13 protein-coding genes are annotated in these 12,880 nt (G+C 71.9%); all 13 read left to right on the top strand.

Annotation, left to right across the window (positions count from 1 at the left end; genetic code table 11):
* Positions 1-2 precede the first annotated feature (2 nt).
* The 13 genes from EAO76_RS34825 (at position 3) to EAO76_RS34770 (ending at position 12,879) form a co-directional block, all read left to right on the top strand.
* Positions 3-1,652 carry an acyl-CoA dehydrogenase family protein gene (locus EAO76_RS34825; RefSeq protein WP_148840075.1) on the top strand — a complete coding sequence of 550 codons (1,650 nt, stop codon included), beginning with the start codon at positions 3-5 and terminating at the stop codon, positions 1,650-1,652.
* Positions 1,653-1,912: 260 nt separating this feature from the next.
* Positions 1,913-3,193, top strand: a complete 1,281-nt coding sequence (locus EAO76_RS34820; RefSeq protein WP_148840074.1) for a GAF domain-containing protein — start codon at positions 1,913-1,915, stop codon at positions 3,191-3,193.
* Between the two features lie 180 nt (positions 3,194-3,373).
* The gene (locus tag EAO76_RS34815; RefSeq protein ID WP_148840073.1) at positions 3,374-3,970 is read left to right on the top strand and encodes a GNAT family N-acetyltransferase; all 597 of its coding nucleotides are present in this window, start codon (positions 3,374-3,376) and stop codon (positions 3,968-3,970) included.
* A gap of 229 nt (positions 3,971-4,199) precedes the next feature.
* A complete protein-coding gene (locus tag EAO76_RS47405; RefSeq protein WP_316248393.1) occupies positions 4,200-4,283 on the top strand; it encodes a putative leader peptide in 84 nt (27 codons plus the stop codon).
* Positions 4,284-4,410: 127 nt separating this feature from the next.
* The gene (locus EAO76_RS34810; RefSeq protein WP_148840072.1) at positions 4,411-6,108 is read left to right on the top strand and encodes a nitrite/sulfite reductase; all 1,698 of its coding nucleotides are present in this window, start codon (positions 4,411-4,413) and stop codon (positions 6,106-6,108) included.
* Positions 6,105-6,284 carry a hypothetical protein gene (locus tag EAO76_RS34805; protein WP_148840071.1) on the top strand — a complete coding sequence of 60 codons (180 nt, stop codon included), beginning with the start codon at positions 6,105-6,107 and terminating at the stop codon, positions 6,282-6,284. Before EAO76_RS34810 ends, EAO76_RS34805 begins: the two co-directional genes overlap by 4 nt.
* Positions 6,281-6,997 carry a phosphoadenylyl-sulfate reductase gene (locus tag EAO76_RS34800; protein WP_148840070.1) on the top strand — a complete coding sequence of 239 codons (717 nt, stop codon included), beginning with the start codon at positions 6,281-6,283 and terminating at the stop codon, positions 6,995-6,997. The genes EAO76_RS34805 and EAO76_RS34800 overlap by 4 nt, the downstream gene beginning before the upstream one ends.
* The gene (gene cysC, locus EAO76_RS34795) at positions 6,997-7,566 is read left to right on the top strand and encodes an adenylyl-sulfate kinase (protein WP_148840069.1); all 570 of its coding nucleotides are present in this window, start codon (positions 6,997-6,999) and stop codon (positions 7,564-7,566) included. Before EAO76_RS34800 ends, cysC begins: the two co-directional genes overlap by 1 nt.
* Positions 7,563-8,498 carry a sulfate adenylyltransferase subunit CysD gene (gene cysD, locus EAO76_RS34790; RefSeq protein WP_148840068.1) on the top strand — a complete coding sequence of 312 codons (936 nt, stop codon included), beginning with the start codon at positions 7,563-7,565 and terminating at the stop codon, positions 8,496-8,498. Before cysC ends, cysD begins: the two co-directional genes overlap by 4 nt.
* On the top strand, positions 8,499-9,833 hold the full coding sequence (locus EAO76_RS34785) for a sulfate adenylyltransferase subunit 1 (RefSeq protein WP_148840067.1): 1,335 nt from the start codon (positions 8,499-8,501) through the stop codon (positions 9,831-9,833).
* Between the two features lie 233 nt (positions 9,834-10,066).
* Positions 10,067-11,182, top strand: coding sequence for an aliphatic sulfonate ABC transporter substrate-binding protein (locus EAO76_RS34780; protein ID WP_148840066.1), 1,116 nt, complete (start codon positions 10,067-10,069; stop codon positions 11,180-11,182).
* A 43-nt stretch (positions 11,183-11,225) separates the two neighbouring features.
* Complete coding sequence (locus tag EAO76_RS34775; protein WP_148840065.1) at positions 11,226-12,014, top strand: ABC transporter ATP-binding protein; 789 nt, start codon at positions 11,226-11,228, stop codon at positions 12,012-12,014.
* Positions 12,001-12,879, top strand: coding sequence for an ABC transporter permease (locus tag EAO76_RS34770; RefSeq protein ID WP_148840064.1), 879 nt, complete (start codon positions 12,001-12,003; stop codon positions 12,877-12,879). The genes EAO76_RS34775 and EAO76_RS34770 overlap by 14 nt, the downstream gene beginning before the upstream one ends.
* Position 12,880 lies beyond the last annotated feature (1 nt).

Genomic DNA, 12,880 nt, shown 5'->3' with positions numbered 1-12,880 from the left:
GCATGGCAGCCACCACCCACACAGTGTCCAACCAGGCCCCGCCGCTGGTCGGCTACGACGTCTTCGCCGCCGACCGGGTGCTCACCGAGGCCGTGCGGCGGCATGTTCCGCCCGCTCTGCTGACCGGGATCCGGGGCGAGCTCGGCGAACTCGGCAGGGCCGCCGGCTCCGCGCAGGCGCAGGAGTGGGGCGAGCGGGCGAACGCGAATCCGCCGGTGCTGCGCACCCATGACCGGTACGGCCACCGCATCGACGAGGTGGACTTCCACCCGGCCTGGCACCGGCTGCTGGGCCACGCGGTCTCGGCGGGCCTCACCGGCGCCTGGAACCGGCCCGCCGGGCACGTGCGGCGGGCGGCCGGCTTCCTCGTGTGGACACAGGCCGAGGCGGGGCACGGCTGTCCGCTGTCGATGACGCACGCGGCGGTGCCCGCGCTGCGGACCGATCCGGCGCTGGCCGCCGAGTGGGAGCCGCTGCTGACCTCGTCCGTGTACGAGCAGGGGCTGCGGCCCGTCGCGCGGAAGGCCGGGGCGCTCCTCGGGATGGGCATGACGGAGAAGCAGGGCGGCACCGACGTACGGTCGAACACCACCCGGGCCCAGCCGCTGGCCGCGGCGGGCGAGTACCTGCTCACCGGGCACAAGTGGTTCTGCTCGGCGCCGATGTCCGACGGCTTCCTGGTGCTGGCGCAGGCACCCGGCGGACTGACGTGCTTCCTGCTGCCCCGGGTGCTGCCCGACGGCACCCGCAACCCGTTCGCGATCCAGCGGCTCAAGGACAAGCTGGGCAACCGGTCGAACGCCTCTGCCGAGGTCGAGTTCGACGGCACGTGGGCGCGCCGGGTCGGTGAGGAGGGGCGCGGGGTGCGCACCATCATCGAGATGGTCGCGGCGACCCGGCTGGACTGCGTGCTCGGTTCGGCGGCGCTGATGCGGCAGGCGGTCGCGCAGGCGGTCCACCACTGCGCGTACCGCAGCGCGTTCGGCGGGGTGCTGATCGAGAAACCGCTGATGCGCAACGTGCTGGCCGATCTGGCGCTGGAGTCGGAGGCCGCGACGGTGCTGGCGATGCGGCTGGCGGCGGCGTACGACGCCGGTACGGACGGCGAGCGGGCCTTCCTGCGGATCGCGGTGCCCGCGGCGAAGTACTGGGTGACCAAGCGGTGCACGCCCCTGGTGGGCGAGGCACTGGAGTGCCTGGGCGGCAACGGCTACGTCGAGGAGTCCGGGATGCCGCGGCTGCTGCGCGAGGCGCCGCTCAACTCGATCTGGGAGGGCTCGGGGAACGTGCAGGCGCTGGACGTGCTGCGGGCCCTGCAGCGGGAGCCGATGGCGCTGAACGCGTTCCTCCAGGAGGTCGGCCGGGCGCGCGGCGCCGACCACCGGCTGGACGGGGCGATCAGGGACCTGCTGACGGAGCTCGCCGACCTGAACGGGATCGAGGCGCGGGCCCGCAGGCTGGCCGAGCGGATGGCGCTGGTGCTCCAGGGTTCGCTGCTGGTGCGCTGGGCCCCGCCGGAGGTGGCCGACGCGTTCTGCGCGTCCCGGCTGGGCGGGGACTGGGGGGCGGCCTTCGGGACGCTGCCGCACAGCCTGGACCTGGCCTCGGTGGTGGAACGGGCCCGGCCCGACCGGTACGGCGGGGAGGGCTGACGGGGCCGTCCGGAAGAACGCACAGCGACGGAGGGTGGTGCTGCGCCGACACGGCACCACCCTCCTTGCTGTGCACACCGGACGGGGGGCACAGGCTCCGCCGCACGGTGTTCCTCCACTCTCATACGAACCCGCATGCCCTCGCCAGAGTTGCAAAGGGTTGCAACCATTGTGCGGAGAGTGCGGTATCGGGCCCCGCGCGGCGGCAGGATGGAACCGTGGAGTGTCGAGCAGTGTCTGTCGGGCGGGGGGAGTCGAGCGTGGAGACCAGTGCTGCCGGGGTGAAGCGATCGGCCGTCCCCCAGTCCGCCCAGGCCGTCCGCCTGGTCCACCGGGCCAGGGAGGCCAGGCTCTCCGGTGACCGTCCGGCGGTCGCGCCGCGGGCCGAGATCTGTGCCTCGTGGGACCGGATGGTGCGCGAAGGCGTCGATCCCGACCAGTCGACCGAGAGCGTGCTGCTCGGGGTGGAGGAGATCGAGCACCGGCGCCGGACCTCGACGCTGAGCGAGGTGATGCCGCTGCTGAACGACGGTCTGGTCTCACTGGCGGACACCGCCCAGCAGATCGTGGTGGTCACCGACATGGAGGGCCGGGTGCTGTGGCGCCAGGGCAACACCCGGGTGCTGCGCCGGGCGGACAGCATCTGCCTGTCGGAGGGCGCGACGTGGGCGGAGACCAGCGCGGGGACGAACGCGATCGGCACGGCGCTGATCTCGCGCACCCCGATCCAGGTGCACTCCACGGAGCACTTCGTGCGGACGCTGCACAACTGGACGTGCGCGGCGGCCCCGATACGTGACCCGCGGGACGGCAGGCTGATGGGCATCGTCGACATGAGCGGCCCCGCGTCCACGTTCCATCCGACGACGCTCGCCCTGGTCGGTTCGGTCGCCCGGCTGGCCGAGAGCGAGATCAGGAACAGGCATCTGCAGTCGCTCGACCGGCTGCGTTCGGTGGCGGCGCCGCTGCTGTGCCGGCTGGGCGGGCGGGCCCTGGCGGTGGACACCAACGGCTGGCTCGCCGCGGTGACCGGGATGCCGCCGGTGGACCGGCTGCCGCTGCCCAAGTCGTTACGGCCGGGACGGGTGTGGCTGCCGTCGCTCGGCATGTGCCGGGTCGAGCCGTTGCCCGGCGGCTGGCTGGTGCAGGTCGCGGACGGGCCGGCGGACGGGGCGCCGCAGCGGGTGGTGCTGGACCTGAGCAGGCCGCGCGGGCTCGCGGTCAACGTGGTGGGCGCGGTGGGCACCTGGACGCAGCGGCTCTCGCCCCGCCACGCGGAGCTGCTGTACGCCCTGGCGCTGCACCGCGAGGGGCGTACCGCGTCCGAGCTCGCCCAGGACATCTTCGGCGACGCGACCCGGACGGTGACGGTGCGGGCGGAGATCTCGCGGATACGCCGCCATCTCGCGGAGGTGCTCGCGCACCGCCCGTACCGATTCGGCGACGACGTCGAGGTGGAGGTGATCCTTCCGGACCACCCGGCCGATCTGCTGCCGCACTCGACGGCCCCGGTGGTGGTCAGGGCGCGCGCGATCGATTGAGGGCGGGCGCGGGGCGGATCCGGTGCGAGCGGGGCCGGTGCGAGCGGGGCTGGTGCGGGCCGGGCGGACGTGCCGGTTCCGGTGCGAGCCGGGGCCGGAGCGGGCCTTTGGCACCGGGCGGGGGTCCGGGACTCGGGACCGGCTTGGGGGCGCGCGGCGCGGCGTGGTTCCCTGGCAGTCATGAACAGCCCCGCACGTACCGCACCGCCCGCCACCACCGAGGTGACCGTCTGGTCCCTGGAACAGACCTCCCCCGACGACCTGCGCCCCGCCTCCGTCCCCGAGGGGGACGTACGGATCGTGCGCTCGGAGGTGCCGCTGCCCGAGTTCAGCCGGTTCCTCTACACGGCGGTCGGCGGCGACATCCGGTGGACGGACCGGCTCGGCATGACGTACGCGCAGTGGGAGGAGGTCCTGGGCCGACCGGGCGCCGAGACCTGGGTGGCGTACGAGAACGGCACCCCGGCCGGGTACATCGAGCTGGACCCGCAGGACGAGGGGGCGGTGGAGGTCATGTACTTCGGGCTGATCCCCGCCTTCCGGGGCCGCCGGATCGGCGGGCACCTGCTCTCCCACGGGGTCGCCCGCGCCTGGGACCTGGCGGAGCGCTGGCCGGAGCGGACGCCGACGAAGCGGGTGTGGCTGCACACCTGCTCCAAGGACGGGCCGCACGCCATGGACAACTACCTGCGGCGCGGCTTCCGGCTCTTCGACACGAAGGTGGAGCTGGAGCCGGACGTGGCGACCCCCGGGCCGTGGCCGGGCGCCGGGCGGTAGCCCCCGGCCCGACGCCCCCGCCCGTCCCGTACCCGGGCCCGGCCCCGGAACTCCACCGGGACCGGGCCTTCCGCTTCCGGTGCCATGTGGGGAGATTGCCGCCATTCCGGATGGAACCGATCGGGCACACCGCGTGACGAGCACCACACCATCCCACATGTCAGGACGATCTCGTCCAGATATTGGATAGTGGTGGACTGGTCCGAGACGCGCGTGCCACGCTTCCGTCATGCCCGGAACTGGAATTGCCTTGGTGAGTCGACGTCACGTCGACCTCGGCCGCATGTCCAGCGCCATCTGTCCGGCGGGCTGAGAGTCCCAGCACCGCCGCGTTCCCCCTTTTCTTCCGCTTTTCTCCCGCACGACCTGCGCACCGCCGCGCCTCAACGCGAGTGTGCAGTTCAGAGCCGCCCTCCTGCAGTCCCGAAGGACGTACCGTCATGGCCGCTACCCCGAAACAGCCGGCGCCCGCGGCGCCCCGCCGCAAGGCCGGACGCCACCGCGGCGAAGGCCAGTGGGCCCTGGGGCACTACACCCCGCTGAACGGCAATGAGCAGTTCAAGAAGGACGACGACAGTCTCAATGTGCGGACACGCATTGAGACGATCTACTCCAAGCGCGGTTTCGACTCCATCGACCCCAACGACCTTCGCGGACGCATGCGCTGGTGGGGCCTGTACACCCAGCGGCGGGCCGGCATCGACGGCGGCAAGACCGCGGTCCTGGAGCCCGAGGAGCTGGAGGACAAGTACTTCATGATGCGGGTCCGCATCGACGGCGGGAAGCTGACCACCGAGCAGCTGCGCGTCATCGGCGAGATCTCGCAGGAGTACGCCCGCGGCAGCGCCGACATCACCGACCGGCAGAACGTCCAGATGCACTGGATCCGCATCGAGGACGTCCCGGCGATCTGGGAGAAGCTGGAGGCCGTCGGGCTCTCCACCACCGAGGCGTGCGGCGACTGCCCCCGCACGATGATCGGCTCCCCCGTGGCGGGCATCGCGGCCGACGAGATCATCGACGGCACCCCGGCGCTGGAGGAGATCCACGCCCGCTACATCGGCAGCCCGGAGTTCTCCAACCTGCCGCGCAAGTTCAAGACCGCGATCTCCGGCTCCCCGGTGCAGGACGTGGTGCACGAGATCAACGACATCGCCTTCGTCGGCGTCGAGCACCCCGAGCACGGACCCGGCTTCGACCTCTGGGTCGGCGGCGGCCTCTCCACCAACCCCCGACTGGCCGAACGGCTGGGCGCCTGGGTGCCGTTGGACGAGGTCGCGGACGTCTGGGCCGGTGTCGTCGGGATCTTCCGCGACTACGGGTACCGCCGCCTGCGCAACCGCGCCCGGCTGAAGTTCCTGGTCGCCGACTGGGGCGTGGAGAAGTTCCGCCGGGTGCTGGAGGACGAGTACCTGAAGCGCCCGATGCCGGACGGCCCCGCGCCCGCGGAGCCCAGCAGCCGGTGGCGCGACCACATCGGCGTGCACCCGCAGCGGGACGGCCGGTTCTACATCGGTTTCGCCCCCCGGGTCGGACGCGTCGACGGCTCCACCCTCGCCAAGATCGCCGACCTGGCCGAGGCGCACGGCTCCGGCCGGGTGCGCACCACCGTCGAGCAGAAGATGATCATCCTCGACGTGGCGCAGGACCGGGTCGAGTCGCTGTCCGCGGGGCTGGAGGCGCTCGGCTTCCAGGTGAAGCCCTCGCCGTTCCGCCGCGGCACGATGGCCTGCACCGGCATCGAGTACTGCAAGCTGGCGATCGTCGAGACGAAGGCGCGCGGCGCCTCGCTCATCGACGAACTGGAGCGCCGCCTGCCGGACTTCGACGAGCCGCTCACCATCAACATCAACGGCTGCCCCAACGCCTGCGCCCGCATCCAGACCGCCGACATCGGCCTCAAGGGCCAGCTCGTGCTGGACGACGACGGCAACCAGGTCGAGGGCTACCAGGTGCACCTGGGCGGCGCCCTCGGGCTGGAGGCCGGCTTCGGCCGCAAGGTCCGCGGACTGAAGGTCACCTCGGCCGAACTGCCCGACTACGTCGAGCGGGTCCTGGCCCGCTTCCAGGAGCAGCGCGAGGACGGCGAGCGGTTCGCGACCTGGGCGGCGCGCGCCGGTGCGGAGTCGCTGTCATGAGCGGACGCGCCGCGCCGTTCTACTGCCCGTACTGCGGGGACGAGGACCTGCGCCCGCACGAGGCCGGTCACGGTGCCTGGGAGTGCGCCTCCTGCAACCGCGCGTTCAAGCTCGGGTTCCTGGGGCTGCTGACCCGGGGCCTGCGGGGCAACGACGTGGAAGGGGACGGGAGATGACGGACGCTCGGATCGGCGCCGAACCCACCGCCGGGGAGCTGGAGGAACTGGCCGTCCGGGCGGGCCGGGAGCTGGAGGACGCCTCCGCGACCGAGATCCTGCGGTGGGCCGCCGACACCTTCGGCCGGAAGTTCTGCGTCACCTCGTCCATGGAGGACGCGGTCGTCGCCCACCTCGCGTCGCGCGTCCTGCCCGGCGTGGACGTGGTCTTCCTCGACACCGGCTACCACTTCCCGGAGACGATCGGCACCCGCGACGCGGTCGAGGCGGTGATGGACGTCAACGTCATCACGCTCACACCCCGGCAGACCGTGGCCGAGCAGGACGCCGAGTACGGCCCCGGGCTGCACGACCGCGACCCCGACCTGTGCTGCGCGCTGCGCAAGGTCGGGCCGCTGCGGGAGGGACTGACCGGGTACACGGCCTGGGCGACCGGGCTGCGCCGCGACGAGTCCCCCACCCGGGCGAACACCCCGGTCGTCGGCTGGGACGCCGGGCGGAGGAAGATCAAGATCTCGCCGATCGCCCGCTGGACGCAGGACGACGTGGAAGCATACGTGGCGGAGCACGGCGTGCTCACCAACCCACTGCTGATGGACGGTTACGCCTCCGTGGGCTGCGCGCCCTGCACCCGTCGGGTGCTGGCGGGCGAGGACGCCCGCGCCGGGCGCTGGGCGGGCCGGGGCAAGACCGAGTGCGGGCTGCACGACTGATGACGACTGATCAGGAGACTTCGATGAGCGTGACGGAGACAGGAGCCACCATCTGGCTGACCGGTCTGCCGAGCGCGGGCAAGACCACCATCGCCTACGAACTCGCCGGGCGGCTGCGCGGCGAGGGCCACCGGGTGGAGGTGCTCGACGGCGACGAGATCCGGGAGTTCCTCTCCGCGGGGCTCGGTTTCTCCCGTGAGGACCGCCACACCAACGTCCAGCGGATCGGCTTCGTCGCCGAGCTGCTGGCGGCCAACGGCGTGAAGGTGCTGGTCCCCGTCATCGCCCCGTACGCGGACAGCCGGGACGCGGTGCGGGGGCGGCACCAGACCGAGGGCACCCCGTACCTGGAGGTGCACGTCGCGACCCCGGTCGAGGTGTGCTCCGAACGCGATGTGAAGGGCCTGTACGCCAAGCAGGCGGCGGGCGAGATCAGCGGGCTGACCGGGGTCGACGACCCGTACGAGGAGCCCGAGTCCCCCGATCTGCGGATCGAGTCGCACCGGCAGACCGTGCAGGAGTCCGCGGCGGAGCTCTACGCGCTGCTGAGCGAGAGGGGTGCGGCATGACGACCGCCGCGACCGTGTCGGAGGGCACCGGCAATCCGTACGCACTCAGCCACCTGGACTCCCTGGAGTCCGAGGCGGTGCACATCTTCCGCGAGGTGGCGGGCGAGTTCGAGCGGCCGGTGATCCTCTTCTCCGGCGGCAAGGACTCGATCGTGATGCTGCACCTGGCGCTCAAGGCGTTCGCGCCCGCGCCGGTGCCGTTCGCGCTGCTGCACGTCGACACCGGGCACAACTTCCCCGAGGTGCTGGAGTACCGCGACCGCGCGGTGGCCCGGCACGGGCTGCGGCTGCACGTCGCCTCCGTGCAGGAGTACATCGACGCCGGAAAGCTGCGCGAGCGCCCGGACGGCACCCGCAACCCGTTGCAGACCGTGCCGCTGACCGAGGCGATCCAGCAGCACCGCTTCGACGCCGTGTTCGGCGGCGGGCGCCGCGACGAGGAGAAGGCGCGCGCCAAGGAGCGGGTCTTCTCGCTGCGCGACGAGTTCTCCCAGTGGGACCCGCGCCGCCAGCGCCCCGAGCTGTGGCAGCTCTACAACGGCCGGCACGCCCCCGGCGAGCACGTCCGGGTCTTCCCGATCTCCAACTGGACCGAGCTGGACGTCTGGCAGTACATCGCCCGGGAGGGCATCGAGCTGCCGGAGATCTACTTCGCCCACGACCGCGAGGTCTTCAACCGCAACGGCATGTGGCTGACCGCCGGCGACTGGGGCGGCCCCAAGGAGCACGAGGACGTCGAGACCCGGCAGGTGCGGTACCGCACCGTCGGCGACATGTCGTGCACCGGCGCGGTCGACTCGGACGCGACGACGCTGGACGCCGTGATAGCCGAGATCGCCGCCTCCCGGCTCACCGAGCGGGGCGCGACGCGTGCCGACGACAAGATGTCCGAGGCCGCGATGGAAGACCGCAAGCGCGAGGGGTACTTCTAGATGTCCACCACAGCCGAGCAGTTGTCGGCCACCACCCTGCTGCGGTTCGCCACCGCGGGGTCCGTCGACGACGGCAAGTCCACCCTCGTGGGGCGTCTGCTGCACGACTCCAAGTCGGTCCTCACCGACCAGCTGGAGGCCGTCGAGCACGCCTCGCGCAGCCGGGGCCAGGAGGCGCCCGACCTGGCGCTGCTGACCGACGGCCTGCGGGCCGAGCGCGAGCAGGGCATCACCATCGACGTCGCCTACCGCTACTTCGCGACGGCGCGCCGCCGCTTCATCCTGGCCGACACGCCGGGCCATGTGCAGTACACCCGGAACATGGTGACCGGCGCGTCGACGGCCGAGCTGGCCGTCGTCCTGGTCGACGCCCGCAACGGGGTCGTCGAGCAGACCCGCCGGCACGCCGCCGTCGCCGCGCTGCTGCGGGTGCCGCACGTGGTGCTGGCCGTCAACAAGATGGACCTGGTCGACTACGCGGAGCCGGTGTTCGCCGCCATCGCCGAGGAGTTCACCGCGTACGCCGCCTCGCTCGGCGTCCCGGAGATCACCGCGATCCCGATCTCCGCGCTGGCCGGGGACAACGTCGTGGAACCGTCCGCGCACATGGACTGGTACGGCGGCCCCACCGTCCTGGAGCACCTGGAGACGGTTCCGGTCAGTCACGACCTCACCGCCTGCCACGCCCGTTTCCCCGTCCAGTACGTGATCCGGCCGCAGACCGCCGAGCACCCCGACTACCGGGGCTACGCGGGCCAGATCGCGGCCGGCGCGTTCCGGGTCGGCGAGGCCGTCACCGTACTGCCCTCGGGCCGTACGTCGACCATCGCCGCGATCGACGCGCTCGGCGAGAGCGTGGACATCGCCTGGGCGCCGCAGTCCGTGACGCTCCGGCTGGCCGACGACATCGACATCTCGCGCGGCGACCTGATCGCCCCGTCCGACGACGCGCCGGCGGTCACCCAGGACGTGGAGGCGACCGTCTGCCACGTCGCCGACCAGCCGCTCGGGGTCGGCCAACGGGTGCTGATCAAGCACACCACCCGCACGGTCAAGGCGATCGTCAAGGACATCCCCTCACGGCTCACGCTGGACGACCTCTCCCAGCACCCGGCGCCCGGCCGGCTCGTCGCCAACGACATCGGCCGGGTCGTCCTGCGGACCGCGGAACCGCTCGCCCTGGACGCGTACGCGGATTCCCGGCGCACCGGATCGTTCCTCCTGATCGACCCGGCGGACGGCACCACGCTGACGGCCGGCATGGCGGGCGCCTCCTTCGCCACCGCGGCCGCGGCCGGGGACGACGCGTCCGACGACGCCGAGTGGGACTTCTGATGGACATCGACGTCTACTCCACGTTCGCGAAGGAGGGCGGCCGCGTCGGCAGCGGCGCCCTCGGCAGCGGTCAGGGCGGGGTCGCGCGATGTGCGCGATGACGTACGCGCACCGCCTGCGCGCCCGGTCGTACCACCCGCACCGCCAGTTCAGACGAAGACCTGCCGACCGCCCGGCCGCGTCCCCGTAGTTCCGGGGACCCGAGCGCCGGGCCGACGAGAGGAAGACCTCCCGTGCCTGCCCCCCGTACCACGTCGCGCCGAAGCCTCGCCGCCGTCGCCGCACTGCCGCTGCTCGCCGTCGCGCTCACCGCCTGCGGCTACGGCTCCGAGGCGAAGAAGGACGACGCGGGGAAGGCGGGGGTGACGGCCGGCGGCAAGAAGCTCTCCGTGGACACCGTGCGGATCGGCTACTTCCCCAACCTCACCCACGCCACCGCCCTGGTCGGCGACCAGGAGGGGATCTTCCAGAAGGAGCTGGGCGGCACCCGGCTGAAGACCGCCCAGTTCAACGCGGGCCCCTCCGAGATCGAGGCGCTCAACGCCGACTCGATCGACATCGGCTTCATCGGCCCGTCGCCCTCCATCAACGGCTTCACCAAGTCCGGCGGCAAGAGCCTGCGGATCATCGGCGGTTCGGCGTCCGGCGGGGTGAAGCTGGTCGTGAACCCGAAGAAGATCAAGACCCTGGACGACCTCAAGGGCAAGCGGATCGCCACCCCGCAGCTCGGCAACACCCAGGACGTGGCCTTCCTCAACTGGATCTCCGAGAAGGGCTGGAAGGTCGACGCCCAGAGCGGCAAGGGCGACGTCTCCGTGGTCCGCACCGACAACAAGGTGACCCCGGGCGCCTACGCGTCCGGTTCCATCGACGGCGCCTGGGTCCCCGAGCCCACCGCGTCCAAGCTGGTCGCCGAGGGTGCGAAGGAACTGCTCGACGAGTCGAGCCTGTGGCCGGACGACAAGTTCGTGATCACGAACATCATCGTGTCGCAGAAGTTCCTGGGCGAGCACCCGGACGTCGTCGAGGCGGTGCTGCGCGGTTCGGTGAAGACCAACGCGTGGATCAACGCCAACCCCGAGAAGGCGAAGGAATCCGCCAACTCCGCGCTGGAGAAGCTGACCGGCAAGGCACTGCCCGCCGACGTCGTCGACCCCGCGTGGAAGTCGATCCAGCTCACCGACGACCCGCTGGCCGCCACGCTCGACGCGCAGGCGCAGCACGCGGTGAAGGCCGGGCTGCTGGAGAAGCCCGACCTCGCCGGGATCTACGACCTGCGGCCGCTGAACAAGGTGCTCAGGGCCGAGGGCAGGCCCGAGGTCGCCGACGCCGGTCTCGGCGTCAAGTAGGAACGTCCGGACCCGAATCCAGGATTCCCAGGAGGTGACGACCATGGCGACCACTCTCACCAAGGCCGAGGAGCGCACGGCGGTCGGGTACGCGGCCCGCATCGCGCACGTGTCCAAGTCCTTCGGCGGACCACAGGGGCAGCAGCTCGTGCTCGACGACATCACGCTCGATGTCGCACCGGGCGAGTTCGTCACCCTCCTGGGGGCCTCCGGGTGCGGGAAGTCGACCCTGCTCAATCTGGTGGCCGGACTCGACCGCCCGACCTCGGGGTCCATCGAGACCCCCGGCGGGCGGCCGGCCCTGATGTTCCAGGAGCACGCCCTGTTCCCGTGGCTGACCGCGGGCAAGAACATCGAGCTCGCGCTGCGGCTGCGCGGCATGGACAGGTCGGAGCGCCGCACGGAGGCGGAGCGGCTGCTCGAACTCGTACGGCTCGGCGGGGCGCACAGGAAGCGCGTGCACGAACTCTCGGGCGGCATGCGGCAGCGGGTGGCGATGGCCCGCGCCCTCGCCCAGGACAGCCAACTGCTGTTGATGGATGAGCCGTTCGCCGCGCTCGACGCCATCACCCGGGACGTGCTGCACGACGAGCTGACCCGGATCTGGCGCGAGACGAACCTCTCGGTCCTCTTCGTCACCCACAACGTGCGCGAGGCCGTGCGGCTCGCCGAGCGGGTCGTCCTGCTGTCGTCCCGCCCCGGCCGGATCGCCCGCGAGTGGACGGTCGGCATCGAGCAGCCGCGCCGCATCGAGGACAACGCGGTCGCGGAGCTGTCCGTAGAGATCACCGAACAACTGCGTGGGGAGATCCGCCGTCATGGCCGGCACTGACACGAAGCCCGACGACCTGGCCGGTCTGGAGGCGGGGCTCGACGCGCTGGACACCGTGCAGGTGCGCCGCACCCCGGTGCGAGAGGTTCTGGTGCGCAAGGTGCTGCCGCCGGTGCTCGCGGTGGCGCTGGTGATCGTCGTCTGGCAGTTGCTCGTCCGGGCGCAGGTCACCGACGACTACAAGCTGCCGTCACCGGCCGCGGTCTGGGACAGCGCGTCGCAGATGTGGTTGCAGGGGACGCTCCTGGAGGTCGTCTGGACCAGCGTCTCGCGCGGCCTGCTCGGCTTCCTGTTGGCCGTGGCCATCGGTACGCCGCTGGGTCTGCTGGTCGCCCGGGTGCGGTTCGTGCGGGCCGCGATCGGCCCGATCCTGTCCGGGCTCCAGTCCCTGCCGTCGGTGGCCTGGGTCGCGCCGGCCGTGATCTGGCTCGGGCTGAACGACCGGATGATGTACGCGGTGATCCTGCTGGGTGCCGTCCCCTCGGTCGCCAACGGGCTGGTCTCCGGCGTCGACCAGGTGCCGCCGCTGTTCCTGCGGGCGGGCCGCACGCTCGGCGCGACCGGGCTGCGCGGGACCCGGCACATCGTGCTGCCGGCCGCGCTGCCGGGCTACCTGGCGGGGCTCAAACAGGGCTGGGCGTTCTCCTGGCGTTCGCTGATGGCCGCCGAGATCATCGCCTCCTCCCCCGATCTCGGCCTGGGGCTCGGCCAGTTGCTGGAGAACGGCCGCAACAACGCGGACATGCCCGGCATCTTCCTCGCCATCATCCTGATCCTGTTCGTCGGCATCGCGATCGACCTGCTCGTCTTCAGTCCGCTGGAGCGGTGGGTGCTGCGCAGCCGCGGCCTCCTCGTCAAGAACTGAG

The sequence above is a fragment of the Streptomyces sp. sk2.1 genome (assembly GCF_008120935.1).
In the GTDB taxonomy this organism is placed as follows: Bacteria; Actinomycetota; Actinomycetes; order Streptomycetales; family Streptomycetaceae; genus Streptomyces.
This window is presented reverse-complemented; position numbering and strand designations above follow the sequence as displayed.